This window comes from Paenibacillus sp. 32O-W (assembly GCF_007679495.1).
GTDB classification, from domain to species: domain Bacteria; phylum Bacillota; class Bacilli; order Paenibacillales; family NBRC-103111; genus Paenibacillus_L; species Paenibacillus_L residui.
The window spans coordinates 24431-51428 of record NZ_VEGP01000015.1 but is presented as its reverse complement, the minus strand read 5'-3'; the positions used below and the strand labels follow the sequence as shown (position 1 = coordinate 51428).

25 protein-coding genes and 1 other annotated feature are annotated in these 26998 nt (G+C 50.6%); of the genes, 8 read left to right on the top strand and 17 right to left on the bottom strand.

All coding sequences use genetic code 11. From position 1 onward, the window contains the following. Positions 1-125: 125 nt before the first annotated feature. Positions 126-692 carry a glycerol-3-phosphate responsive antiterminator gene (locus FS806_RS08430; RefSeq protein ID WP_186328271.1) on the bottom strand — a complete coding sequence of 189 codons (567 nt, stop codon included), beginning with the start codon at positions 690-692 and terminating at the stop codon, positions 126-128. A 317-nt stretch (positions 693-1009) separates the two neighbouring features. Here FS806_RS08430 and FS806_RS08425 point away from each other — a divergent pair, with 317 nt between their 5' ends. Further along, on the top strand, positions 1010-1381 hold the full coding sequence (locus FS806_RS08425; protein WP_144934441.1) for a c-type cytochrome: 372 nt from the start codon (positions 1010-1012) through the stop codon (positions 1379-1381). Between the two features lie 149 nt (positions 1382-1530). Here FS806_RS08425 and acpS read toward each other — a convergent pair whose 3' ends face one another. After that, positions 1531-1917: a holo-ACP synthase gene (acpS, locus tag FS806_RS08420; RefSeq protein WP_144934439.1), complete on the bottom strand. Its 387-nt coding sequence runs from the start codon at positions 1915-1917 to the stop codon at positions 1531-1533. Between the two features lie 851 nt (positions 1918-2768). Continuing rightward, the gene (gene nadE, locus FS806_RS08415) at positions 2769-3578 is read right to left on the bottom strand and encodes an ammonia-dependent NAD(+) synthetase (RefSeq protein WP_144934437.1); all 810 of its coding nucleotides are present in this window, start codon (positions 3576-3578) and stop codon (positions 2769-2771) included. Positions 3579-3795: 217 nt separating this feature from the next. Here nadE and FS806_RS08410 point away from each other — a divergent pair, with 217 nt between their 5' ends. Next, complete coding sequence (locus FS806_RS08410; RefSeq protein ID WP_144934435.1) at positions 3796-4536, top strand: tyrosine-protein phosphatase; 741 nt, start codon at positions 3796-3798, stop codon at positions 4534-4536. A 62-nt stretch (positions 4537-4598) separates the two neighbouring features. Here the strand turns inward: FS806_RS08410 and FS806_RS08405 are convergent, their stop codons facing one another. The 3 genes from FS806_RS08405 to FS806_RS26640 form a co-directional block, all read right to left on the bottom strand. Continuing rightward, positions 4599-5033 (bottom strand): BrxA/BrxB family bacilliredoxin, encoded by a 435-nt coding sequence (locus tag FS806_RS08405; protein ID WP_144934433.1) that lies wholly within the window; start codon positions 5031-5033, stop codon positions 4599-4601. Between the two features lie 113 nt (positions 5034-5146). Next, positions 5147-5572 carry a DUF3905 domain-containing protein gene (locus FS806_RS08400; RefSeq protein WP_144934431.1) on the bottom strand — a complete coding sequence of 142 codons (426 nt, stop codon included), beginning with the start codon at positions 5570-5572 and terminating at the stop codon, positions 5147-5149. Between the two features lie 15 nt (positions 5573-5587). Further along, positions 5588-5713: a hypothetical protein gene (locus FS806_RS26640; protein WP_255452992.1), complete on the bottom strand. Its 126-nt coding sequence runs from the start codon at positions 5711-5713 to the stop codon at positions 5588-5590. 145 nt (positions 5714-5858) lie between these two features. On the opposite strand from FS806_RS26640, the gene FS806_RS08395 reads away from it, so the two are divergent. Continuing rightward, complete coding sequence (locus tag FS806_RS08395; protein WP_144934429.1) at positions 5859-7121, top strand: BaiN/RdsA family NAD(P)/FAD-dependent oxidoreductase; 1263 nt, start codon at positions 5859-5861, stop codon at positions 7119-7121. Between the two features lie 101 nt (positions 7122-7222). Beyond that, on the top strand, positions 7223-7423 hold the full coding sequence (locus tag FS806_RS26090) for a hypothetical protein (protein WP_222126616.1): 201 nt from the start codon (positions 7223-7225) through the stop codon (positions 7421-7423). A 44-nt stretch (positions 7424-7467) separates the two neighbouring features. Here FS806_RS26090 and FS806_RS08390 read toward each other — a convergent pair whose 3' ends face one another. From FS806_RS08390 to FS806_RS08380, 3 genes are all read right to left on the bottom strand, one after another. Continuing rightward, complete coding sequence (locus FS806_RS08390) at positions 7468-8676, bottom strand: chromate transporter (protein WP_260982030.1); 1209 nt, start codon at positions 8674-8676, stop codon at positions 7468-7470. 227 nt (positions 8677-8903) lie between these two features. Next, positions 8904-10511 carry a copper resistance CopC/CopD family protein gene (locus tag FS806_RS08385; protein ID WP_144934425.1) on the bottom strand — a complete coding sequence of 536 codons (1608 nt, stop codon included), beginning with the start codon at positions 10509-10511 and terminating at the stop codon, positions 8904-8906. A 278-nt stretch (positions 10512-10789) separates the two neighbouring features. Next, positions 10790-11140 (bottom strand): hypothetical protein, encoded by a 351-nt coding sequence (locus FS806_RS08380; RefSeq protein WP_222126615.1) that lies wholly within the window; start codon positions 11138-11140, stop codon positions 10790-10792. Positions 11141-11495: 355 nt separating this feature from the next. On the opposite strand from FS806_RS08380, the gene FS806_RS08375 reads away from it, so the two are divergent. From FS806_RS08375 to FS806_RS08365, 3 genes are all read left to right on the top strand, one after another. Next, on the top strand, positions 11496-11996 hold the full coding sequence (locus FS806_RS08375) for a sigma-70 family RNA polymerase sigma factor (protein ID WP_144934421.1): 501 nt from the start codon (positions 11496-11498) through the stop codon (positions 11994-11996). Further along, positions 11993-13186 (top strand): anti-sigma factor, encoded by a 1194-nt coding sequence (locus FS806_RS08370; RefSeq protein ID WP_144934419.1) that lies wholly within the window; start codon positions 11993-11995, stop codon positions 13184-13186. Before FS806_RS08375 ends, FS806_RS08370 begins: the two co-directional genes overlap by 4 nt. Positions 13187-13261: 75 nt before the next feature. Next, a complete protein-coding gene (locus FS806_RS08365; protein ID WP_144934417.1) occupies positions 13262-14080 on the top strand; it encodes an SDR family oxidoreductase in 819 nt (272 codons plus the stop codon). An 88-nt stretch (positions 14081-14168) separates the two neighbouring features. On the opposite strand, the gene FS806_RS08360 is transcribed toward FS806_RS08365, so the two are convergent. The 7 genes from FS806_RS08360 to FS806_RS08330 all read right to left on the bottom strand — a co-directional run bounded on the left by FS806_RS08360 (position 14169) and on the right by FS806_RS08330 (position 23682). Beyond that, a complete protein-coding gene (locus FS806_RS08360) occupies positions 14169-15122 on the bottom strand; it encodes a type II toxin-antitoxin system PemK/MazF family toxin (protein WP_222126614.1) in 954 nt (317 codons plus the stop codon). A 43-nt stretch (positions 15123-15165) separates the two neighbouring features. Further along, complete coding sequence (gene ileS / locus FS806_RS08355) at positions 15166-18252, bottom strand: isoleucine--tRNA ligase (protein WP_144934412.1); 3087 nt, start codon at positions 18250-18252, stop codon at positions 15166-15168. 40 nt (positions 18253-18292) lie between these two features. After that, positions 18293-19558 (bottom strand): threonine ammonia-lyase IlvA, encoded by a 1266-nt coding sequence (gene ilvA, locus FS806_RS08350; RefSeq protein ID WP_144934410.1) that lies wholly within the window; start codon positions 19556-19558, stop codon positions 18293-18295. 145 nt (positions 19559-19703) lie between these two features. Beyond that, positions 19704-19970 (bottom strand) — a binding site (T-box leader). Between the two features lie 59 nt (positions 19971-20029). Further along, positions 20030-20419, bottom strand: coding sequence for a hypothetical protein (locus FS806_RS08345; protein ID WP_144934408.1), 390 nt, complete (start codon positions 20417-20419; stop codon positions 20030-20032). Between the two features lie 118 nt (positions 20420-20537). Then, positions 20538-21761: an ABC transporter permease gene (locus tag FS806_RS08340; protein WP_186328270.1), complete on the bottom strand. Its 1224-nt coding sequence runs from the start codon at positions 21759-21761 to the stop codon at positions 20538-20540. Positions 21762-21846: 85 nt separating this feature from the next. Further along, positions 21847-22599: an ABC transporter ATP-binding protein gene (locus tag FS806_RS08335; RefSeq protein WP_144934404.1), complete on the bottom strand. Its 753-nt coding sequence runs from the start codon at positions 22597-22599 to the stop codon at positions 21847-21849. A 156-nt stretch (positions 22600-22755) separates the two neighbouring features. Continuing rightward, a complete protein-coding gene (locus FS806_RS08330) occupies positions 22756-23682 on the bottom strand; it encodes a LysR family transcriptional regulator (protein ID WP_144934537.1) in 927 nt (308 codons plus the stop codon). Between the two features lie 141 nt (positions 23683-23823). Between FS806_RS08330 and FS806_RS08325 the strand changes: the two genes are divergently transcribed. Further along, positions 23824-24843 carry an alpha/beta fold hydrolase gene (locus FS806_RS08325; protein ID WP_144934402.1) on the top strand — a complete coding sequence of 340 codons (1020 nt, stop codon included), beginning with the start codon at positions 23824-23826 and terminating at the stop codon, positions 24841-24843. Between the two features lie 290 nt (positions 24844-25133). Here FS806_RS08325 and FS806_RS08320 read toward each other — a convergent pair whose 3' ends face one another. Further along, positions 25134-26126, bottom strand: coding sequence for an inorganic phosphate transporter (locus tag FS806_RS08320; protein ID WP_144934400.1), 993 nt, complete (start codon positions 26124-26126; stop codon positions 25134-25136). Positions 26127-26998 lie beyond the last annotated feature (872 nt).

Below are 26998 nucleotides of genomic sequence, written 5' to 3'. Positions count from 1 at the left end.
AAAACCCTTTGGCTCAAACTGTACACCTAAATAAAGGTGCAAGTTCAGCAAAGGGTTCTCTTATCGTCTCCGCCCATAGCTTTATGCATCGTTAATTTCATTATAGCTTAGCGCTTTTCCGTTGTCTATAACTTCATTTGCCACAGATCCGGTTCGCCTACCGAAACGGCCAGCGCCCCTGCCTTCAGAGCTTCGTGGACCTCTTCCTCTTCCCTAATCAGTCCGCCGGCAATAATCGGCAATTCCGTCATCTCGGTCAGCTCGCGAATCACCTTGGGCATCAGGCCGGGCATGATCTCCACCGCATCCGCGCCCGATGAGCGAATCGCTTTCATCCCATTGCGAATCGCCGTGCTGTCAATCAGAAAAAGCCGTTGAATGGCTTTCATCCCGTTTTCCTTGGCCATCCCGATCAAATGATTGCGCGTGGAGAGAATCCCGTCCGGATGAATATGGTTTGCTATATACTGAACCCCGCTCCGGTCCGAGGCAATCCCTTCAATGAAATCGAGGTGAACAAACACACGCCGGCCGCTGTCTCTTACTTTGGTGACCAGCTCCTGCAGATTGCCTATCGAGCCCATCAGCAGAAAAATAACATTTACCCGGCTGCCGAGAGCCTCCGCCAATTCTTCCTCCGACCGAACCGCAGCGATCACTTGATGCTCGACCATATCGACTATCCGCTCCACAGTCACGCCTCCCGCAAGGGCACGGCCGCATTGCAGCTATCCCCCGTTAGTCTCGTTGCTTTGCTGTATAGTATTTTAGCATAGAAAGCAAGTTTCATCTAAACTTATAGATATCATTCCGGTAGTATTTACTTTAATTTCCGTAACTAAGCAACCTTATCGGGATTGGATCGAAATTCCTTATGTCATACGGGTGAATGAGCCTGGTCCATGTTATTATCCCCGTCCTCCTTTCATGAATGAAGCACAGGGAGAATGGAAACCTTAAGCTTATCGCGAATGGATGATTAACAATAGATAAGGGGATGAACAAGATAATGAAAAAAGTGATGGTCTTTATCTTCTGTCTGCTGCTTATAGCCGCTTTGGCTGCTTGCGCCGGCAAGAAGGACGATGCCGGAACCGCAAGCCCTGCCCCGGGAGCACCTAACGGGGAAACCGGAAAGCAGCCGGCGACCACCGTCGATGCGGAAGCATTGTTTAAGCAGCACTGCATAGCATGTCATGGAGCTAATCTGGAAGGAAAGCTTGGAGGCAATACGAACCTGACGAAGGTCGGCGGCAAGCTGTCCAAGGATCAGATCGCGACCAAAATCGAGAACGGCGGCAACGGGATGACCGCCTTCAAGAACACTCTGAGCGCCGATCAAATCGATGCATTGGCCGATTGGTTGTCTACCAAGAAGTAGAAGGGCGCTTGATCCTTCATTAAAACCTCCACCCCGCTTATTTAGCGGATGGAGGTTTTATCTGCTTGATCGGCAAGCTTACGGGATTCCCTATGCTCGTACCCCGGTCTTCCTGCCCCGACGAATACCGGCCTGTCCGTTATGTGCCGTCACTCCGCCCTTTCGATTACCGCAAAAGCCGTCGCCATAGTTTCGCTATGGGAGATGCTTAGATGGATCTGTATATTTGCCAGGCCCAACCGGGTTAATGAAGCCTCCGACAATCGGCATTGCGGCTGCCCGTTCGAATCGGGAAGCACCCCGATGTCCTGAAAGCCTACCTGTCTGCCTATCCCGCAGCCCAAAGCCTTCGCCACAGCCTCCTTGGCGGCGAAGCGTCCGGCTACATATTCATGGAGCCTGGCCTGACGCTGTTCGGCCAGCTTTCGCTCATCGGGAGTAAGAACCCGCTCTACAAAGCGGGGGCCCGATGGCTCCTCCATCAGCTTCCGTACTCTCGCAATTTCAATAATATCGGTCCCGACTCCAATGATCACGTCTGTGTCCCTTCCTATCTAGGCAGGCGGCCTCGAAATTTGTCCGGTTCAAGTACTTATTCTAAACTCAACTTTCGCAGACTCAGATTGACGGGGATCCCTTATAGATAAAGGAAAATGCCCCGAAATAATAGGGTCTTGACAGAACAACACCGCTTTGTTTGGTTAAGTGGAAGTGTCAATAAACCATTCTAAACAAAGAAATAGCTTGATGATGCACCAAAATTTTAAATCACAGCTATAGGGGATGGCGTCCATTTTTATTGGCACTAAGCCTGAAAATCGTGCTTCATTATGATCTGTTTGCGGAACGTTATCCGGATGGATGACCCGGAAGCAGATAAAAACCCGCTTCCCGCGCCTTCGCTTGGGCTGCGTCTTCCACCGAGCTTTAAATATTTCTTATTCATCGTCCCGGCCGGGCTGTCCAGGAGCTGGATAACCCCGCCAGCTTACACAAGCTTTGTGACGCTACCTTCATTAGTGTGAAATTTGAAAACTACCTTAAAAAAATCTATTTATTTCCATTATCTGATGGTGCCACAGCCAGAGGCATGAGCGTCTAAATGGATTTCATCCAGTTAATTTTCTATATTCGGGGGAAATAGGAATATTAAATGGAAAACCTACAGTTAGTTTGCGCCAAAACAGCCGTTTCGCCCAAAGTTGCCCATTCTAACTGTAGTTTTTCCAGGTAGTTTGATCATTTTCGCCCATTCGCTTGAATTTAACTGTACAAAATACAGTTAGTCCCCCATGCAAGCTTGGTCGCACCGAAAGTTGAGTGCTAAAGACCAACACATTTGCAGGTCCAGCAGAGGATTTTCATCGAACTGATTCCACCGACCTTATTAAATGCCGGGGATCTTTTCCCGTTTATGCTTCGTACGGAGGTAATGCTTCTCTAGCTTCTCGGCGCTGGCCGGGTCAATCTCCTTACCTTCCAGGTAGCTGCTGTTATCCTCATACGAGACGCCCAGCTCCTTCTCGTCGGTCTGTCCTTCCCACAGTCCGGCTGTAGGCACCTTGTCGATGACGCTGCGCGGAACACCGAGCTTCTCGGCCAGTTGACTGATCTGCCGCTTGTTCAGCGAGCTGAGCGGGTTGATGTCGACCGCACCGTCCCCATATTTGGTGAAAAATCCGGTTAGTGCCTCAGAAGCATGATCGGTGCCGACAACGATCAAATTCAGCTCGAAAGCCAGGGCATACTGTACGACCATTCTTGTACGGGCCTTGATGTTTCCTTTGCCCGGAATGCTGATATGTTTGTGAATTCCAAGCCCCTTCAGGCTGTGTTCGACCTCCAGGGCGATTTCATCCACCGCCTCCTCAATATTCGTCTCCGTCTTATATTTCAAGTCGAACGCCTGCGCTACCGCGTAGCTGTCCTCAATATCCTCCTGCCGGCCATACGGCTGGAAAACTCCGAGGGTCATATATTCCTTACCCTCTTCCTGCGATAATTCGTCCGTTGCCTGCTTGCACAGACCGGCGGCTACCGCGCTGTCCAGTCCTCCGCTGATGGCTATGAGCAAACCGGAGGTCCCGCTATCCTTGACATACTTCTTAAGAAAATCGACTCTCTTGCGGATTTCCGCATCCACATCTATGACCGGCTGTACTCCGAGTGCTTCAATAATTTGACGCTGCAACGACATGGCCACTTCACCCTTTCCCTTTCATTTCAATAAATGGATTCAAGCACCGAATTTATCGGCTTGCTTTTGTTTCTCTGCTATCAGTTTAACCTTAGTTTGCGGAAAGCGCCCGCCAAAATCAAGTGGATTTTTACCTGTACTTTTGTTAGGATGACAGAAAAGACCCTGGTAGCATAGAGTCAATGGATAACATTCCATAATAGAGAGGAGAATCAGGATGATTGATATCCATTGCCACATCTTAGACGGTGTAGACGACGGGGCGAGCGACCTGAAGGAATCTGTCGCCATGGCCAGAATAGCTTATGAAGACGGTGTCCGCCATATTGTGGCCACTCCCCATTTCAACACGGTGTATCATGTCCCTAAATCCGTGACTTATCATAAAGTAAGACAGCTTCAGGATGCGCTGGAGAAAGAGGGCCTTCCGATCACCGTATCCTGCGGCCACGAAGTGACGCTTAAGAGCGCCGAGCAGTTCTATCAGCAGACGGAGAATGAAGAATACTGGCACTTGGACAGTGATAAAACCTTTATTCTGCTGGAGCAGCCCTGGGCGAATTATATGCCGGATTCCATTGAGGTCATTGACTTCCTGATCGCTAAGGGAGTAAGACCGATCATTCCCCATCCGGAAAGACACGGATTCTTCCGGGAGATGCCGGCCTTGTTAACCGGTCTCATCGAACGGGGAGCCTGGACCCAGGTATCGGCAGACAGCCTAGCCGGCCGCAATAACGAAGATGCCAAGAAATTCGCTCTATGGCTGCTGGAGAACGACCTCGTTCACACACTGGCTTCCGATGCCCATAACGTCCGGCGCAAGCCTAATGTCGGAGAAGGCTACCGGATCATCGCCGAGCATGCCGGGGAAGCCAGGAAACATGAAATCATCGAACGAATGAATCAAATTATCCCCGATGACGGGCAAGCAAATAAAAATCCTGTTACGGCTTAACCGCCTAACAGGATTTTTGGTTACCTTTTTAAATCTGAAGGTCTAACTTTAAAACGCGCCTATCACCGGCAATATTTATCGAAGGCTTGAGTCAGATCGTTCGCGATCATCTCGGCGGAACGGTCTTCAATCTGATGGCGCTGGATGAAATGGACCAGTTCCCCGTCTTTAAACAAGGCAATGGAAGGAGATGAAGGCGGATACCCGGTAATATATTCGCGGGCTTTAGCCGTCGCTTCCTTATCCTGCCCGGCAAATACGGTGAAGAGATGGTCCGGCTTGGCATCGTGCTCAAGAGCTCTAGCCACTCCCGGACGGCATTGGCCCGCGGCACAGCCGCACACCGAATTGACGACAAGCAGCGCGGTTCCCTTGGCGTTCTCCAAGTTCTCGACCACTTCTTCCGGGGTCCGCAGCTCCTTCACACCGATTCGGGTCAGTTCATCCCGCATCGGCTGAACCATATCTCTCATATATGCGTCAAAGGACATTGACATATCGTTCACTCCCTATATGCTAGTGTATAATCTTTATTTATTATACCGCCCCGGGGAGTGAATGCAAAGGCAGTCTTTGCAGGAAGCCCGGGCTTTGCTCGGCCCATCCTTCCTTATTCTTGTTCTTGCCCGTTTTTTCGCTTCCCTGAATCCTCTTCCGGCTCCCCCCTGCCCAGATTGAACTTGTAGGAGGAGTTTTTGTCCGGATGCATGAAAATCCCGCTTTGCGGAGGAATGCCTTTCTCAAAGTAATCGCGATTCTCATTCGAATGAAACCCGGTATCTTTGAACGGATGGACCCATTGATCCCCTGCCATCACTGCCGGATCGGTGTCTGTTGTCCACTGCTCCAGCGGAGAATTCTCGGATTCATAATCATGGTCTCCGATAACCACTCCGAACGAATTGACGAATGGCTTCCGAGGACCGCGACCCTTACGGAATTCCGGCAGAAAGTTTATTTCGAATGGATCGAGGTCTTCTTGTCCTGTCTGATCCCTTATCGATCCCTCGTCCATCTCCTGTTTACGTTCATCCATCTTCTTACCAACCTCCTAGGTAGATGGGCGGTTAGGTCCGTCCAGCTTCTTGCCGCGAGCCATCTCCTGCTCCTTACTGCGCCGCTCGTTCTGCTTTTCCTGCAGCTGCTGTTCCTTGGAGTTGTTGGATCGGTTCTTCATCGTCATCGCTCCTTTCTGCCAGTATTATGTGCCAACCCTATGCGATTTATCAGCCGCTTGAAGAAGATTCATTTCTATTCCTAAGGCCTTTAAGGTACAATATAACGGTCTACAAGTTCTGAAGTGAAATGAGGTTCGTAATGGAATGGACTATGATGTAATCGTCATTGGAGGAGGTCCTTCCGGCTTAATGGCCAGTATTGCCGCCGCCTCTCACGGGGCGCGGGTGCTCGTTGCGGATAAGGGAAACAAGCTTGGCCGCAAGCTTGGAATTTCCGGAGGCGGCCGATGCAATGTAACGAATGCGAAAGACATAGATGAGATCATTCTTAATATTCCGGGGAACGGGCGGTTTTTGTACAGTGCCTTCGCCGAGTTCAGCAACAAGGATATTATTGCCTTCTTCGAAGGCTTGGGAATTCCGCTTAAAGAAGAGGACCGGGGTCGAATGTTTCCGGTATCGGACCGGGCGCAAACCGTAGTGGATGCCTTGATCCGCAAGGTTCGCAGCCTCGGAGTCGACATTCTCGTCAACCAACCGGTGGAGCGCGTGCTCTACAAGGATGGGCGAACCGCCGGAATCCGTCTGGCATCAGGGCAAGAAATACGGTCGTCCTGCGTCATTATCGCTACAGGCGGCAAGTCGGTGCCGCATACCGGAAGCACCGGAGACGGGTATCCGTGGGCGGAGGAAGCCGGGCATACCATCACCGAATTATATCCGACCGAGGTGCCCATAACGTCTGGTGAATCCTTCATCCAGAGCAAGGAGCTTCAAGGGCTGTCCCTGCGTAATATTACTCTTTCCGTTTGGAATGCCAAAGGGAAAAAAATCATTACCCATGAAGGAGACATGATTTTCACGCATTTCGGCCTGTCCGGTCCGGCAGCGCTTCGCTGCAGCCAATTCGTCGTCAAGGAGCTTAAACGCTCCAACAAGACGACGGTCACTCTGACCATCGATCTCCTCCCGGAGCAAAACGCCGGGCAGCTTAGCGATGAATTGCTGGCACTGGCGCGGAAAGAATCCAGGAAAGCGATCAAGAATGTCCTTAGAGAGAGGCTTCCGGACAAAATGATTCCCCTTCTATTAAAGAAGGCGGGCCTTCGCGAAGACGTTACCTATGATCACCTTCCCAAGCAGCCTTGGGAGGAGCTTGTCCGGACGATCAAAGCCTTCCCCGTCGAAGCGAATGGTACGCTGTCGCTTAAAGAAGCATTCGTTACCGGGGGAGGCGTCCATCTGAAAGAGGTTGATCCGCGAACGATGCAGTCCAAGAAGATGCCCGGCCTATTTTTCTGCGGAGAGGTGCTGGACATCCATGGCTATACGGGGGGTTATAACATTACGGCGGCCTTCGCCACAGGCTATACCGCAGGCAAGAACGCCGCGGCTGCCAGCCGGTAGTAGCCTCCTAGGGTCGCGCGGAGGCTTGGACGGGGACGGACAACGTCCTTTTCTTAAGATCCGATAAGTAGTCGCCGAACCGCGCCGCCATAGGGCCGTTCTTGTCTTCTCCTCAAGAGGAATTAGTTAAAGTTGAAAAAAGACCCGCAATTGTGCAGGTCTTTTTCATGGTTTTGCTTGAAATCGGCCAAAGACATGCAATTGTGCAGGTAAATTCCGCCATTTTACTTGAATTTCGCGATTTTACGGTGAAAGACCTGCACTTTTGCTCGTCTTCTTCAATGTTGGCGCAGGAGCACTAGCGCCAGCACCGGTGCCGCACCAGTGCACCATTTTCAGCGGATGATTAGAGCAGAGACAGCCCCAAACCGGCGAGCGCGGCGAACGCTACCACCATCCAGGGTGGAAGCTTCCCGTATACCAGGAGTGCGAAAGAAGCCAGAGCCAGGCTGAAATCAGCGGAAGTATGAATCGAACTCGTCCATACCGGGTTATAAAGGGCAGCCAGCAGTATGCCTACCACCGCCGCGTTCACCGCCGCAAGCATTCCTCGGGCTGCGGCATGACGGCGGATGCGTTCCCAATACGGCATCACCCCGATCACGAGTAAAAAGGCGGGCAGGAAGATAGCGAGGGTAGCCACTATCGCTCCCCACCAGCCGTTCGCTACTGTCCCCAGATATGCCGCGAAGGTAAACAGCGGGCCGGGCACAGCCTGTGCAGCCCCGTAACCGGCGATAAACTGCTCCTGCGTAATCCAGCCTGCGGGAACTACTTCCCTCTCCAGAAGCGGAAGGACTACGTGCCCGCCCCCAAATACGAGCGAGCCTGAGCGGTAGAAGCTGTCGAACAGAGCGAGCGTATCCCAGGCAAGCAGCGACCGCAGCACAGGCAGCAGCACGAGCAGCAAGCCAAACACAGCCAGCGATACCGCCCCGGCTGATCTGCTGATCGGCACTCGGGAGAAGGGGCCGGGCTCCCCGTTATTCTGCCTGTACAGCACCCAGCCTAGTCCGCCCGCTGCGGCCAGCAGAAGGAGCTGGGTCCAGGCGGAGGGCCACAGCAGAGAAGTGATCGCAGCCCCGAACAATATGGCTATGCGACCGCGGTCCGGTGCCAGACTTCTCCCCATCCCGAGCACCGCCTGCGCCACCACCGCAACGGCGGCAATTTTCAATCCGTGAACCCAGCCTGTATCGGCCCATCCCAAGCCTTCAACCGCATAAGCAAACAGAATCATAAGCAGGACAGAGGGCAGAGTAAAGCCCAGCCATGCCGCCACAGCCCCGGTCCAGCCTCCCCTCATCAGGCCGATTCCAATGCCGACCTGTGAGCTTGCAGGTCCGGGCAGAAACTGGCATAGCGCGACCAGATCCGCATAGCTGCGGTCATCCAGCCATTGTCTGCGCTCAACATACTCATTGCGGAAATAGCCCAAATGGGCAACCGGTCCCCCGAAGGAGGTCAGTCCCAGCCTGGCCGAGACTTTAGTTATTTCCCATAGCGAAGCCCAGGCGGGCTGCCTGGTTTTCCTGCGGCCTCGGTGATGCTCCACCCTACTTCCCCCGTTCCTAAAAAACTCATCAAAATTCCTTATGGCGCTAATCATATACCACATCAAGTAAAATGAAAACAGGGGCTGTCCAAAAAGTCCATTTTAGAGTAAATTGCAGTGAAATGAAAAACCCAAGAATGTTGATTTTACGGCATCCTTGGGTTTTGCTTTTTTTTAGTTAGCGGGCTGAAATACCACTTTTCGGACAACCCCATTTTAATCTAACCTTAATAAACTTTCATCGATTTCTCGTATTCCTTCTTCTCCCCATTCGCCAAAGTGACTCGTACCTCTACGGTCCATTCCCCGGGGAATGCCAGCGAGGAGCCCTCGTAACTATATACATACTGTGTATATCCGGGAAACCAGCCCTGTTCCTTATTGGCGGAAGCCGGCTGCAGCGGAATCGGGATCGGTTCAATTCCGTCTTCGTTAATATGCTTAAGAATCATCTGAACCTTCTGCGGCTCTCCCTCTTCCTTAGGAACCCAGACTTGAAGGGTGAACGTGTTGCGCGCTCCAGGTATATTCGGAGCAATCTTGGCCGTCATATGGAGCTCTTCCCCCATCTCATGCCAGTTCAATGGCTTATTGGGGGGCAGCGGATTCAGAGCGGTCAGCACTCCGACAATGGAAACTATCGCTACCATAAGCCCGATTTCGATTTTGACGGCCGTCATTAAAGAACTGAATTTCTTCTTCTTAATAAAGCGTCTGACGACAATCCCGGCTACAATCACGATGAGCACCAGACTTATCTTGATCAGCAGCGCGGTTCCCCACTGGGTATACAGCAAATAAGCAGGGTTCGGAAGGAACAGGAGCAGAATGAACACGCCTGACAGAACGAGCAATATCATGCTGTCCAACGCCAGGAAAGAAAATTGCGGCAGAAACTGCAGAGCATGCTCTCTGTTCCTGCGCCAATGCGCCGTAAGGTATAGCAGTCCCCCGACCCAGACGGCCGCAGCCAACAGATGGATCAGATCTATCAGCACCGCATTCTTGCCGTCTACCAGGCCATTCGCGTGGCCGGTGAAGCTCTTGGCTGCCAATAGCAGCACAAGCCAGGCCGCATCGGCCAGCCTGGAACGATGCAGAATAACAAATCCGAGCAGGGACAAGCCGATGGATACCATCCATGAAATGGCCTTGGAGGTCCCGATGAATGAAGTGAGGTTCTCCGTCGTCCATTCTCCCAATGCGGACGGCAGCTCCACTGCGACGAGCAGGATAAGCACCAGAAGATAGGCCCGCTGCAAGCCTAACGACCACTTCCGGTCAATCTGGGCGACCAATTCGGGTGTCCTGCGATAAAACAATCTCCAGAACACCCATCCGGTCAAGCAAAGCAAGCTAATGTAATAAAGTATTTTGATGAGATAAGCAGCATATTCTAACAGCCCCATCTTCCAGGAAAGCTTGCCGGAGCCGCTTAATGCCGATCTCTGGGCCGCCAATTGGGCGGGATCCGGCTCTCCGATGGTGAATACGTAAGATCCGGCGACGGTATGACCATCCGCGGAAGAAACGCGGTACGTGACGGTGTACGTACCATTCTGAAGCTTGGGCAGCCCGACACTAAGCTCCTGCCTGTCCTCGCTCAAAACTGCTTTCTCCCGGGTGACTTCGTTCTTGCGGTAATCCACCACTTTGATCTGCACGTTAGGCTCCAGCGCCTGATTAAACGTAAGCACAATCCTTTCCGGAGATTCCTCCAGCTGGCTATCCTCTCCGGGAACTGCCTGGATCAAGGATGCATGTGCCGATACCTGCTGAGGCCATATAAACAGCATCAGCAGCGCTATAATTAACCAATGCCTTGCTTTAAGCAATTGCTTCGGTCCCCTTCCTGCCTTTATCTAGTCTGAATGTTACAATAAATTCGGCTAAATGCACAACGATTTTATATTGGAGAAAAGTGCATGTCTTACGCCTATCTCTTCACCATATCGATTGACGCCCACGAACGGTATGGCCCATTAGGGCTATAATCATGAACTTTTAATGGCAAAACAAAGAGCCAAACCGGGATATGCCGGTTCGGCCTTCTTGTCAATCGCGCCTTGTTCCAGGCTGATGGATTATCATTATGATTATCTTTCATCCAATCTTATACGGTAAGCGTCATTATGATACCTTTCTTCGTCTTGCCCAGCTTCAAATGATTCCAAATGCCGGGCTTGTCCGAAATGACCTCAATGAGTTCCCCGTTATCATCATATACGAAGATCACGTTGTTGCGGTCAAACTCGGTATCACATTGAACGCAGTACCAATGCTTAATCGATGAGATGAAATTAACGTTATGTGTTTTCTGGCAAACCGGACATTTCTTAGCCTCTTGCTTCTGTTTCCTTCTTCTGGATCTTGTGGATGCTTTCGCTTCCTGAGGCTTTGCCGCAGATTTTACATTAAATTTATCCAGCCAGGATTTGACGGTTTGTGGTGTGGTGATCATCATCCTTTCCTCCCTTGCATTGAAAATGCCAAAGACAATTTCAACTGATTTCTTATAAGGATACATTGCTTACCTTAATTTGAAATTAAAAAAATGTGACTAAAAAGTACACATTTTCTTAAAAATTTATTAAGTTTTTAAGATTTTCGGCACATTCGGCGATTTCTTTAAGTTTTTTGCAGCTTTTCAAAAGTTTGTACTTATACAGAATATCGTAGTCAGAGCTTTTTCACAATAGTTTGGTTAAAGACACCGTCACTCCTTCCGGCCGACGATATTCTAAAGGCGGTTGCAAATTGGTTAAACGGGCTGTAACTTTTACCAATCTTAAACGTGTATTGGGTGAAGGGGGGAGTCAATGAAACGAAAATCGTTGGACGAAATCTATCAACTATACATGAAAGACGTGTACCGTTATTTGCTCTCCCTTTCCTGCGACCATCATACGGCTGAAGATTTGGTCCAGGAAACCTTCTATCGGGCGTATTTGTTCTTGGAGCAGTGCCGGGAAGACAAAATCAAACCCTGGCTTTTTAAGGTGGCTTATAACGCATTTGTTGATTTCAAGAGAAAAGAAAAACGAAGCGATGCAAAAGAAGCCGGTTATTTTGAACAGCTTTCCGATGCCGGCACCCCGGAAACGGAAATCATGCGCCGGGAATATTGGGGAGGCATTGAACGGACGATTGCCGGTCTGCCCGACCATCAGAAGCAAGCGATATTGCTGTACGATTTTCACCAGTTGTCCTATAAAGAAGCCGCCGGCATTATGGGAGTCAGTTTGTCCCATTTTAAAATATTGCTGTTCCGGGCGAGGCAAAAACTGCGGCTAAATCGAGAAAGGAATGATGTCGATTGAGCGAGCGCTTTAAACAACAACTGAAAGATTACGCCGAAGGCAAGCTTTCAGCCGAAGAAAAGGCGGAAATGGAAAAAGAGCTGGAGAAGATGGAAGCATATCAAGCCTATTTAGATGAAGTCATGGGCGAAGAAAACCGGCTGGCCAGGCAAGAATCCCAGCAAGATGAGAGTGATCCCCACGCGGCCAAAAGAGAAAGAAGGATCATTCAGAAAGGGAAATGGCGCGCCCGGATCAGCAATGCATGCACGGTACTGGCGATTTTTATAATCTTCTCGATCGTCAGCTCCCTCATTACTGCACTGTATTTCGGCACAGGCTCTCCGAACCGTGCTGAACTATATCGAGACGTTATTCGTTCGGCCGTAGCTGTTAGTCAACCCAATGTCTCGTTAAATTTAAGCTTTAATACCAACGCATATTACAACGTCGATTTCAAAGGCCAACTGAACAAACAGATCGGCGATGCGCGCATCAATATCGGCGATTTTTCCATGAATATGTTTCTTGGCCTGCCCCGCAGCAAAGACGTTGTATGGCGAACGGAAACGGAACCGCAGCGTTTCGTATTTGTCGACCCGAACCGGACTAAACTGTATCAGGGGGAAAAGAAGAAGAGTGCGGAATCGGGGTTTGCGGGAGAATGGGCGACTCTGGATAAGCTGCCTGAAGGTACGGTGGCGGAAGCTTTTCTTTCCCTGGACCGATTTTATTCGACTGAGGAGCTTCTGAAGATATTCGATGGCAAAAATATGTCTCCGGAATGGTTCGCCGTCTATACCGGAGATGATTCCGGAACCATGAGTCCGATTGGCTTTCCCTATTATCCGATGTGGCACCATGACGATTGGACCATGACCGGTCAAACGGTAGAGAAACGCGGTCTGTTCGGAAAAACTGTCTCACGGGGGTATTCCGCCCCTCCGGTCGATTCATTGGACGGCAAGATTCGGAACGAAAATTTTATGAAGACACTGTACTTGCTGCAGAAGTATAAAAGGATTGCGAATTATGTGGCGTTTGATCTGAATTTAGATGCACGGATTTCCTACCTTGAAGAGAACGGAATCCAATTGTATGGAGTTGCTGTTACCGGGCCGACCAAAGAACTGTTAAAGCTGCGGGACGAAGACTGGATCGCTTCGATACAACTGGGCGAAGTCCGCTTATGGAACTGGAATGATCGTTAGCCGCCGTCCAAGAATAAATCCATCCATCCAAGGAATATTAAAAACGGATTTCATATTCAATGGAGGAGGGATTTCATGGCGGTTACTGAAGCCATAAACCAGGCAGCGGCCGCGCTGCCCCGGCTCAAGGATCAAATTGCTGTCGTTACGGGGGCGGGCTCCGGAATCGGGCGTGCGGCCGCGTTGAAACTAGCGGAGCACGGAGCGAAAGTATGCCTTGTCGATTTGAAGAACAACCGCAGCGAAGCCGTCGAGCAGCAGATTAAACAGGCGGGGGGCGAAGCGGTCTTCGTCGATACGGACATTTCCGACCCTCAGCGGGTCCAACAAGCCATCCGGGCAGCAGCCGACCAATGGGGGAGGATTGACATCGTCTTCGCCAATGCGGGAATTAACGGCACCCTGTCCCCTATCGAAGACCTGACCCCCGAAGATTGGGATCAGACGCTAGCGACGAATCTGAAGGGTACTTTCTTAACGGTCAAATATGCCATTCCGCATATGAAACAGAACGGGGGCAGCATCATCATTACAAGCTCCATTAACGGCAGCCGCAAGTTTTCCGGCTTCGGCATGTCCGCTTACAGCACGTCGAAAGCGGGACAGCTCGCCTTTGCCAAGATGGCCGCTCTGGAATTGGCGCGTTATAAGATCCGGGTAAACGTCATTTGTCCGGGAGCCATTCAGACGAATATACAGGAAAATACCCATCCGACACCGGCCGTAGAAGCTATTAAAATTCCGGTTAACTATCCGCAAGGCAATCAGCCGTTGGAGCATGGGCCGGGGCAGCCGGAGCAGGTCGCCGATCTGGTCCTGTTCCTCGCCTCTAACGAATCCAGCCATATAACCGGTACGGAAATATTCATTGATGGCGCCGAATCGCTTCTATAAGCCAAAGAGGGGCCGCCCTGCAGATCATCGTCGATGATTTGACGGGACGGCCTTTCCCATTTTCGAAACTATTGAGCCCTAATCTTGCTTAAAGCCTATAATAGCTTTCATAGAGCTCCAGCGCTTCCGATCTCTCTTCATCATTGCCGTAAAATAGGTTTTTAAGCAGAGCCTTCTTCCTTTTAATGGAAAATGGCTTTCGGGGCTGCAGCAGCGGAAGCTCCTCTTCCTTGACATCGTTCCATAGCCGATAGATCAATACTTCCGCATTGCGGTCATACCGGATCAGACGGGATGGACGGAAGCGCAGCCCGGCAAATAACGGCAGATTCTCGGGCATGGCCGGACCGCACTCATCCCGGACAAGCGCCTCCAGCGTCCGCTCATTCTCGAAGGTCACCGCAATCGCCTGGCATATGCGTGTTTCCCAGGCCGGATGAAGCTTCCCGTGCCGGGAAGTAATTCTTCTGCGGGAAATTCTCGTCAAATCCGACACCAGCAGGGTGGTTTGGCCTTGCGGAAGTCCGCGAAGCTTCCCCACCGTAAAGACGTTGGCATATTCCGTCTTGCGCTGGCTGGTGGCCGGGATGACGGTAATATCCTCAAAATACGGATTATCCTCCCATACCACAGCATAGTGCCCCCCGCTATATTCCGATCCGACACCCGAAAATTTGCAGTGGACGATATCCCTCCGCTCGTAATGGGGAGTAAATTTGCCCCGGGCATCTTTAGCGAGCCTCACCTGCTCGCATTCCGAAAATAAACGCAGCTTAAACCATAAGGAGTTTATGTTTGGTGTATATTCGCCCTCCAGGAAGGGGGCTGCCGACGGCCCGATCAGCATTGGAGCGGGCAGTCCCATCGCAGAAGGCGCTTCCTGGGGCTTTCCATTTCGGGATCCGTTCTCATGAAGTACGCTTGAAGCTTCGCTCATGAACCCGTCAGGCATTCCAAACGTATTGTGCTGCGCCTGATGATCCCCTGTCGGAAACAGCGAATGATCCACGGCCACCGGCTCCTTTCTTTCCCTGCTCGCCAAGATGTGCTTTTCAGAGATTTAGTTTGCCGGCAGACCGTTCTCTTTATTCAATGGAAAAGGCAATTCTCCCATGGTCCGTTGGAACATCCCCCATCTCTTCGACGCGGCGGAACTCCAATTCGGATATAAGGACGCCTTCCCTTAACACCTGCTCAAAACGGCGAACGGCCTGCTTCCCTTCATCATCCCCATCGATAACCAGTCGAATCCGCTTATCGATGGGCAGCTTCATTTTTTTCCGCTGATCCTGAACCGCCCTTACCAGCTCGCGCACTGCTCCCTCCTGCACAAGTTCAAGGGTAAGGCGGGTATCGAGGGTGACGGTGATCCCCGCTCCGGATGCGGAAGCAAAGCCTTCTTTGGGACGCTGATCCACCAGCAGCTCATCCAATTCAACCCTCATCGCTTCCCCGTCTTCCATCCATTCGAAGAAGCCCTTACTCAGTTCCTCCCGAATCTCGTCGGGGCTCAAGTCCTGCAGACGCCGTTGTATTGCCGAGGCCGCCTTACCGAATTTGGGACCGGCCATTTTCCAATTCAGCTTGACGGTATAGTCTACGAAGCGCTCCAGATCATCGGATCGTTGAACGGTCTTCACATTGATTTCTTCCGCAATGGTTTCCTCATAGGCAGCAAGATCGAAGTCGTCGGCCAGTGTCACCGTAAGTCCGGATAATGGCTGTCTCGTTTTGATCCCGGTTTCGTTGCGAACACTACGGGCCAACTCTACAATCTTGCGGGCGGTTCCCATCCCCTGCTCCAGACCAGGGTCGATCTGCGCTTCATCATATACGGGGAATGGCGCCAGATGGACGCTGGACTTCTCCCCTCCCAGATTGAGGTACAAATCTTCCGCGATAAACGGGGAATATGGAGCGATCAGCCGGCTAACCGTCAGAAGAACGGTCCTCAATGTCTGGTAAGCGGAAATTTTGTCCCTGGTCAGGCCGCTTCCCCAGAAGCGGTCCCGGGAGCGGCGGATGTACCAATTGCTCAGTTCATCTATGAACGCTTCTATAGTTTTGGCCGGATTGAGGAAATCATAGCCTTCCAATCCGCGTGCCGCCGCCTGAATGGTGCTGTTTAGTCTGGAGAGAATCCAGCGGTCCAGCGGGTGGTCCGGCCGCAGCGCTTCGTGCTCCTCATGGCGGAACCCGTCGATTCCGGCATACAGCACATAGAAGGAATGGGCGTTGGTGAGTGTATCGATCACCTTCGATTTGGCTTCCGCTACAAGCTGCTTCGAGAATCTTTTGCTGTTCCACGGAGCGCTGTCGGCCAGAAGAGCCCAACGAAACGCATCGGCGCCGAATTCCTCGATCACTTCCCAGGGGTCCACGACGTTGCCCTTGCTCTTGGACATTTTCTGACCATTCTCGTCGAGGATATGTCCCGTAGACATGACGGCTTTATAGGGAGCCCGGCCATTTAACAGAGTAGAAACGGCCAGGAGACTGAAGAACCATCCCCGGGTCTGATCAATTCCTTCGCAGATCATATCGGCGGGATATTGTTCTTCGAATACCCGCTCGTCACCGAACGGGTAATGGTACTGGGCAAAGGGCATCGATCCGCTGTCAAACCAAACATCGATCACTTCGGGGGTGCGCTCCATCTCCCCGGAGCATTGCGGACAGCTCAATCTGATTTCGTCCACATACGGCTTATGCAGCTCGATATCCGTCCCCAGAGGGGCCGCTGCACGGCGCCGCAAATCTTCCCGGGACTCCGGTGCGTATTCGCAGCCGCAATCACGGCACAGCCATACATTCAGAGGGGTTCCCCAGTAACGGTTGCGGCTGATGTTCCAATCCACCAGCTCCTCCAGAAATTTGCCGAACCTCCCTTCCCTTATATGGCCCGGATACCAATCGACCTGCCTGTTGTTCTCGATAAGCTTCTCTTTGACGGCTGTTGTCTTGATGAACCAGCTTTCCATCGCATAATACAGCAGCGGAGATTTGCAGCGCCAGCAGAACGGATAGCTATGCTCATAGCGCTCCTTGGAAAACAGCAGGTTCCGGGAGGCAAGGTCCTTCACGATATCGACGTCGCAATCTTTGACGAAGCGGCCGGCGAACGGCTGCACAGCCTCCACATATCGGCCGGAGGAGTCCACGACCTGCAGCATGCTGATGCCGTTCTCCTGGCAGGCCCGGTAATCATCTTCCCCGTGTGCCGGAGCGATATGGACAATCCCCGTTCCATTCGCATCGCTGACGAAATCGGCTCCTATAACGATATGGCCCTGTTCGACCGAAGCGAAATCGAAGGGAGGCCGGTAAGCCGTCCCGATTAATTCGGAACCCCGGTGTACCGATAAAATCTCATAATCGCCGTTCATAACTTGTGCGACACGATTCTCGGCCACGATGAACACTTCATCCCCCTGCCGGACTCTCGCATAGGAAAGCTTGGGATTAACCGCCAGTGCCGTATTGGCCGGCAAGGTCCAAGGGGTGGTCGTCCATGCGAGGAAGAGGTCGCCTGTCGTCATGGAAGCAAATTTGACCGTGGCACTTAAATCTTTGACATCCTCATAGCCTTGCGCGACTTCATGGGAGCTGAGCGATGTCTGACAGCTTGGGCAGTATGGGCTGACGCGGTGTCCTTTGTAAAGCAGCCCCTTCCCATGAATCTGAGACAAAATGTACCAGACACTTTCGATGTAATCATTGGTCAGCGTCACGTAGGGGTTATCCAGATCGGTCCAATATCCGATGGCCTCAGTCAAATCCCGCCACTGCTTCTCATATTCGAAAACGCTGGCCTTGCACCGGTCCACGAATTTCGCTACGCCATAGCGTTCGATTTCCTGTTTGCCCGAGATGCCCAGCTGCTTCTCAACTCCAAGCTCTACCGGAAGCCCGTGCGTATCCCAGCCGGCTTTGCGGACGACCCGGTAGCCCGTCATCGTCTTGTAGCGGCCGATAAAATCTTTGATGACCCTGCCGAGTACGTGCCCGATATGCGGCGCTCCATTGGCCGTTGGGGGCCCTTCATAGAACACAAAATTCGGCCGGCCGGCTGCCTGTTCTACGGATTGGGCAAACGTGCCGTTCTTTTCCCATTCCTTCAGGATTCTTCGTTCCCGTTCTCTGGCTTTTTCCTTTACGTCCACCGGTTTCATAAACGTTGTCCCCTTTCTTCTTCCAATCCATAGGTCCCGTTCAGATCAACAGATTGAACAGAACCGGGTCTTTGTTCAGCTCGACGTATTGGAAGCCTTTCTTCTCCATTCTGTCGATAAGAGGCTTGTAGTCCTCCCGGCTCTTCAATTCAATTCCGACAAGCGCCGGCCCGTTATCCTTGTTGTGCTTCTTCGTATATTCGAAGCGGGTAATATCATCGTTCGGACCGAGCACATCATCCAGAAATTCACGTAATGCCCCTGCGCGCTGCGGGAAATTGACGGTAAAGTAATGCTTCAAGCCTTCGTAAATCAGAGACCGTTCTTTAATCTCCTGCATCCGGTCAATATCGTTGTTACCCCCGCTCACAATGCAGACGACATTCTTGCCGCGGATTTGCTCCTGGTACAGGTCCAGTGCGGCGATGGCAAGGGCGCCGGCCGGCTCGGCCACAATGGCATTTTCATTGTACAAATCAAGAATGGTGGTGCAGACCTTGCCCTCCGGCACTAGCAGCACATCATCCAGCACCTCTTTACAGATGGCGCTGGTCAGCTCTCCTACCCGTTTGACCGCGGCCCCGTCAACGAATTTATCGATGTTATCCAGCGTAACCACTTCGTTATTCGCTATCGCCTGACTCATGGAAGGAGCCCCGCTCGGTTCCACGCCGATCACCCGGGTTGCGGGACTGATCGTCTTGACGTAGGTGCCTACCCCGGAAGCCAATCCGCCGCCGCCAACGGTAACGAACAGATAATCGACGGCACCGTCCATGCTCTCCAATATTTCCATTCCGACGGTTCCGTTGCCCGCTACAATCTGGGGATCATCGAACGGATGAATAAAGGTCATGCCGAATTGTTCACAGGTTTTTATCGCTTCGGAGTAGGCGTCATCGAAGGTATCCCCGGTCAGAATGACTTCTACGTATGGGCCTCCGAACAGCTTCACTTGCTTGACCTTCTGCCTTGGGGTTGTGCTGGGCATAAAGATTTTCCCCTGAATCTGCAGAAGATTACAGGAATGAGCTACCCCCTGGGCATGATTTCCTGCGCTTGCGCATACGATTCCGCGAGCCAGATCCTCCTCCGGCAAGGTACGGATCAGATGATAAGCCCCCCGGATTTTGAAGGACCGGACGACCTGCAGATCCTCTCTTTTCAAGAATACATTGCACTCATAGCGGTCCGACAAAATCTTGTCCCTCTGCAGCGGGGTTCGCACAATCACTTCCTTCAGCACATGATGCGCATAAACGATGTCTTCCATGCCGACCGCTTTTTTCGTGTTCGATTTGTTCATTATTTTTGGCCCCTTCCTTTTCCTTCCAAGGATTGTTACTTAATAAATGTTGCAACGGACTTCAAACCGGGCTGCAGAGCCGGAGCTTGAGGAGCGTGTTCAACAGAATTTAATTGCAGCAGCAAATAAAAAAGCCCCGCCCCAACAAAGGGACGAGACTTTAGCTCGCGATACCACCCTAATTCCGCCGTGCCTGCTCCAATAAAATACGCAAACAAGCACTGCGACACTCTGCAACGTACCATCATACGCGTTCCTTGTAACGGCGGACTCCCGGTAAAGCTTACTACGAACGTTCAGCTTTACTTCTCTGAGATGATTTTCAGCTATGTTCTGAACATTGGCTTTCAGCGGCATGCCAACTCTCTGGGGAACAAAATCACAGCCTACTCTTTCTCTTCAACGAATTTATCAGAAAATTAATTTAATAATAGTTATACCTCGTTTTATTTTCGTTGTCAATGCCTGGGTTTACAGATGGACCCCTGCGGAAAAATGGTTATAATCTTCCCCGGACGGATCGAACGGCTCTTGTTCTTCGTCCCCTGGAGTGTCATCCGATAATAGCTCCCCATCCGAATGAAGATATTGCTCCGGCCAGTCCTCGTTCACGGTATGAGCAGGAATAGGGACCGCATCCATGTCATAGGCCGAGGCCAGCACCGTTTCTTCTTGACCGTTCTGCGTTTCCCGCAATCGGCCGCCATATGCCTGGGCAATTTCCAATGCGGAGGTAAGATCTCCTTGCTCAATTGTAATATGGACTACCGCTTTGCTTTTATAACCCAGCTCATTCAGCATATCGCAAGCCTGAGCGGCCGATCCGGGCTGATCGAACTCAAAGGCAACGGTATCTTTCATTAAGATCAACTCCTAAGCATGGTCGTAGTTAATGATAGGTTAACCTTTAGGAAGAAGCTTAATACCCCCCATTTGCATCGGCCGTTCTTAATCCTGTACTTGATCCGGATTTTTCCGGTTATTTTTCAAACATCGTCAGGACACCCGCTGCCCAATAAGCGAACATCCCTCCAACGGGTAGCAGCAGCAGAGCCCCCCACCAGGAAAATAGAGCCGCCCCCATCACCGCGCTGATCACCGCAAAACCGGGAATTACCGCCAAGCCCACCGATTTGCGGGCCGCCTCGCGAATCACTCCGTCCTTCCACGGGAACATTCCGAGCAAGGGGCCGGACCGGGTCTCTTTCGCCGCAAGCTTCACCATGCTCGCCAGCAGAAATGCCGCCGCCAGCCAAAGCACCCATTTCATCGGGTCAGGCAGGGTCAGCATGGCGAAGGAACAGACGGAAACCAGCTGAATGTACAGCATCACCGACGATCTATTCCGGAAAAATAATTTAATCCCCGCCTCGGCCAATCCGTTAACTGAGTTTCTCTTCTTAAACAGCCGGTTGGAAGAACGGAACAAGAAAGGGCGTTTGCGGCTGGATTTCGGCCGTGCGGGAACGGAGTAAGCGAGAATAAAGCCCGCCAGCAGCATTTTCGCTTCGTAATCACTCTTGATATCCTGCTGGATCGTTCTCAGATCCCCTACCTTGCTCCGCCATAGGATCTGTCCTGTTAATACAAGCACAAGGGATATTAGAAGAGCCAGCGGCTGAATCGGCAGGAGCCAATAACTGACGGAGATATAAACGGCGCAGGAAATGACGAACCAAACGATATGCAGCCAAAGATTTCTCAAGCCCGGATACCTGCTGTCCAGCCATTTCTGAATGAGCTGCAAATTCCATTTGCTTAGAAAGGTAAAGATACCGAGCCAAACGACATACGGAACATTAACCGAATAAATCCGTATCAAAAAAGGAGCCAGCAAAGCCATTATGAGGGCCGTCAACAGGAACTGTTTCGTCAGACTGTAGATCAGTCCCGTTCTCCGGAGCTCCCTGATCCAGTGAGGATGCTGCAGCAAAATCAACTGGTCGGCATTTTCCAGAAAAAATCGGAGCTTACCCGAACAGACATATAAAAACAGTACGAAAGCACATAGCGGGAAAGGAATGAAGGCGAACCAATCCGGAGGGGACGATATCCAGGTATAATATTGCAGCCCTGCGAAGAACAGCGCGGGAATGACAATATACAGCGCCACAGTCCAGTCCACGGCCTGCCTTAGAGCTTTCCACTGAAATCCGGCGTTCTCTTTAATTCTCCGCCTAACCAATAGCTTCGGTGTGATCATGGTATCTCTTCTCCTGTTTCGGACAGTCCTGATCCCTTTCAGGTTATTAGGCCGCCCTGTATCTATAACAATTGGTGATTCGGGTTCACAATAGGGAGTTGAAGCATTCAAAGAGCGTTTCGCCCGGCAGACCGCATTGCTGCTGAATCGATTCCAGATCGCCCCGGGCGGCCAATCGCCCTTCATTCATAAGCAGGAAGGAATCGCATATCCTCTCCGCCGTATCCAGCACGTGTGTCGACATTAACACACCGGCGCCCTGCTTGCGTTTCTCATTCAGCATATCGAGAAAATCTTTAATTGCCCGGGGATCCAGCCCTATGAAAGGCTCATCCACGATATAGAGGGCGGGCTCGTGCAGAAACGCCAGGATGAGCATGACCTTCTGCTGCATCCCTTTGGAGAAGCTGGACGGGAGATGATGGCGGACCTCCGTCATTCTGAAGGTGGCCAGCAGCCTCTCCGCCCTTGCCTCGAATACGTTCTGATCCAACTCCCAGGCGCTGGCGGCCAGCTCCAGATGCTCCCACAAGGTCAGTTGATCATAGAGAATCGGCTGCTCGGGAATATAAGAATAAGTTCCAGCCATCGAAATTTCGCCGCGGAAATCCTGGAGGAGGCCTAAAATAGCTTTTACGGTCGTGCTCTTACCGGCCCCGTTGGGGCCTATCAGTCCAACTAATTGCCCGGGGCGGATGGAGAATTGAATCTCTTTAATGACTCCATCCCGTTCAGCGTATCCTGCCCGCTCTATGTTAACCCGTAACAGTTCGTCCGGATTGAGTGGTGAAGTCCCGGCGGATTCCTGTGTGGATATGGATGTTTGTTCGGTTTGCATGGCTTCCCTTCTTTCTTTCAAGATAAACCGAAACCGTTTTGCTTATAATAGCCTCGCTAGAAGCTTTCTTTTATTACTCTATTACGTTATCCGGATGCGATCCGTTTCAAGCTTCCCAATTAAGATCTATAGCATTATAGCCCCTATAGGCCGTTTTTAACGCTTCACCATTTCCATTTCACTTTTATTCCTCTCCTCTATAGCTAGAACCTCCCTTGCTGCTTCTATGAAAGATAAGATGATAGGTGAAAGCCATTTGTCTTTATGCCATAACATCTGTGTATACACGTGCAGGTCCGGAATTTGCCAAGGAAGAGCAACAAGATCGCCCCGTTCAACTTCGGCCACCGCTGTTACTTCAGGAAGAAAGGCGATACCGATTCCCGTAATGGCACATTGTTTAATGGCTTCGGCATTATGAAACTCTAAATACGTAATACTATCAATGCCCTCTTTCTCAAATTGCCGGTCAAACATGGTTCGATAGGGACAACCCTTTTCATTCGTAAGGAACACTTGTCCGTGAAAATCCTCCAGCCGCAGTACATCCAGTTTCGCGAGTGGATGGTCTGGAGCGACGAATAAGCGGAAAGTTTCTTCCACCAGCGGCTCCACTGCAAGTCCGCTTGAGCGAATGGATTCGTCCAGCATAAAGACGACATCCGCGGTTCCCTCAAGGAGCGTTTGCTTGAGCTCTTGATTTGGAACGGAACGGAAGATGAGACGCACTCCCGGATGGCGCGAACGAAATAGGTGAAAGACAACAGGAAGCCGGTAGGCGCAAAGAACCTCGTTGGCACTTATCGTTAGGGTGCCGCTTAAATCTTCATTGTCATGAACGACGCTGCGAGCTTCGTCCAATTTGTTTAGCACGCCTTGGATATGAGGTAATAAGCGTTTACCTGCGCTTGTGAGAACGAGCTGCTTGCCCAAGCGGTCAAAGAGACGAACACCTAGCTCATCCTCCAATGCTTTTATTTGCATCGTGACATTGGAGGGGACATAGTTCAGCACTTCCGCAGCCCGACTGAAATTTAAAGTGGATGCAACCGTACAGAACGTAATCAGTTGGCGCAATTCCATCATACGATCCCCTTTCACTTTCAATATAATTGAACATTAGATTGAATTCTATTCACTTTTCTTGAGACTATCACAGATCTATACTAACAACAAGAAAGACATTCTAGAGGTATGTTTCATTTTGAAGGGAGAGACAATACGATGGATTATGAGATTTTTGATTTGGGTGACGTAACCCTGCAATCAGGAGTGACATTACCAAGCGCTTTTCTTGCTTATAAAACTTATGGAAGATTGAATGAAAAGAAAGATAATGTCATCGTCTATCCAACCGCTTTTGGCGACCAGCATCCTCAGAATGAATGGTTGATTGGAAACGGCATGGCACTAGATCCGCAAAAATATTTCATTATCGTTCCCAATCTGCTTGGCAACGGATTATCTTCGTCTCCCAGTAACACGCCTCCTCCATTCGACCGGGCTAATTTTCCGCAGGTAACCATCTATGACAACGTTAAATTCCAGCATCGGCTGGTGACCGAAAAATTCGGCATTCAAAAAATCGCTCTCGTCGTTGGATGGTCAATGGGAGGCATTCAAGCATTTCAGTGGGGGGCAAGTTATCCCGACATGGTGGAACGAATTGCGCCTTTCGCCGGAATTGCCAAGACCTGGCCTCACACGTATGTAGTTCTGGACGGGATGAAAGCTGCACTCATGGCTGCAGTAGGCTTCGATTTAAGTAAACTAAATCAGTTGACTTCTGCAGATATGCGCGCCGTTGGTCGTGTCTATGCGGGATGGGGCTTATCGCAGGCATTTTACAGAGAGGAACTTTATCGTGAGTTGGGATATGACTCATTGGAAGATTTTGTGGCTGGCGTCTGGGAAGATAGCTTTATGAAGATGGATCCGCACAATGTATTGGCCATGTTGTGGACGGGCCAAAATGCAGATATTAGTGCAAACCCGACCTATAACGGAGATTTCGATAAGGCACTCAAAAGCATTAAGGCGCTTGCCTGCATTATGCCGGGGAGTACGGATCTCTTCTGCTCAGCGGACGATAACGAATACGAGGCTAACCTTATACCTAATGCTGTTTTTAATCCGATCGATTCGATCTGGGGCCATATTGCCGGTCGCGGAATCCACAGTGCCGACAATCAATTTATTGATGAAAACCTAAAACGCTTGTTGTCGCTTGTTACAAACGGATAGTGCGGATGGTATAATGTCATGCCGCCGAACGGCTTATAGTACTCATAACACCTCGGGCGGGATTCTATCCCATTCCGCTGAGCATCGCCCAAGAATATCGGATCCCGTTGGTAGTCGCGACAGTCAGATCGTGACGATGAACGGTACGACAGGCGAAATAACGGTGCAGCAATAGCTTCAACTGCGAGAGTGCCGATGACTATCGGCACTCTGAGCTTGGAAGGAGATTATCTTCCGTTATTGAACCATCTATTGCAATCAGTTACACACGAAAAGTATCCGTTGCAGGCCTAGAATAAATTGACCAGCTTATAAATGACATAGGCCAGAACCATGGAGATAGGAATCGTAATGACCCAGGTCATAATCATCCGTCCGACGGTTCCCCAATTGATAGAACGGTAGCGGACGGCACTGCCTGTCCCGATAATAGCCGACGTAATGACATGTGTTGTCGATAAGGGCATTCCGAAATGTGTAGCGGTCTGCAGAACGACGGTAGATGTCAAGTCCGAAGCAAATCCATTCATCGGCTCGATTTTAATAATTTTCTTACTTACGGTTTTGATAATCTTCATTCCGCCGAAGGCTGTTCCAAGTCCCATCGCGGTAGCCGCGGCTGCCTTAACCCAGAAAGGCACATGCAGCTCCTGTTGGAAATCTCCTGCCACCAGGGCAAAGACGATAATCCCCATCGCCTTCTGAGCGTCGTTCGCGCCATGGGAGAAGGCCTGCGCACCGGCAGATACGATCTGCATCAGACGGAAATTGCGGTTAACCTTGCTGGGTGAGCGATTCCCCAACAGAAGGATAATCCAGCGAATAATATGCAGCACGATAAAGCCGACCGCAAACGCGATGATCGGAGATAGAATAAGTATAATGATGATTTTGTTGAAGCCGGTCCAATTAATCGCATCCATCCCGGCTCCGGCGAAGACAGCCCCTCCCAACGATCCAATCAATGTATGAGAGGAAGAAGAAGGAATACCGAAATACCACGTTACCAAGTTCCAGACGATAGCGGATATTAATGCTGCAATGACAATTTGCATACCATTCTCGATATGGAAAGGATCGGCAATGCTCCCCCCTACATTCTTGGCCACTCCTTCGAACAGGATAGCACCGACGAAATTGAGAACCGCCGCGTACATAATTGCGACTCGGGGTGTCAAGGCTTTGGTAGATACCGAGGTAGCTATGGCATTGGCCGTATCATGAAACCCGTTGATAAAATCAAAAATAAGCGCCAGTAAGACAATTATAATAATAACAGTCACGCCGGATCCCCCTATTAAGTATTAACTTTTGCAGAATTTATGGAATGCCAGAGGCTTATTTTCGTCTGTCATTTGTTTCGAGAATGAAACAACATTCAAATGATACCATAAAAAATTGAGATTTCGTAAATATTTTTTGACTTTATTCTACACCGTTCGAGCGGACGTTAACGAAACTTTAACATTTATCCCAATGGCGGCTACAATCATCCATAAGCACGTCAAAAAGAGCGATAGAAGAATTACTCTCTATTCTTCCCATCGCTCCAAAATTCCATCATTTAAAAATAAAAAGCCCGACTTTTAGAACTTTTTAATGATAGCGGTTACAAAACCTCCCACCAAACCGGCAAGCAGGAATAAAACAGCCGCCCCTGTAAGTAGAAACATGACTCTCTGAGTATATGGCTCTAACTGGCTGTCCCCGCAATGCGGGCACCATTTGGTTGTCTTCGATATTTCTTTAGCGCAGGTCTTGCACTTCGAATTAAGACCCATAGCTCCTGCCTCCGATCATCCGCTCGTAATAAATTAATCCCACAAAACCATCTTTATATATACGACATCTTCACAGGCTGTTATGTTCCGGTCCAATATAAATTTATTTCTCCATTCGGCCGGGCCGGATCGAGAAGGCAGATGACTGCAAAAATGATATTACACGAGAAATTATATACTCGCTTACTCCTCAGGGCTTACTACCGCCACAGAGCGATAATGATTCTCATTATCGAACGACTCAATAAAAAAATTCCCTCTATCTTAATTATATGAAGGCCAGGCTTTATTGTCGACCAAATCACGGTAAACTTTGTTAACATTTAGAGAAATTTGCATTCAGCACATGCGCCGAACAGACGAATTTTTGAGCT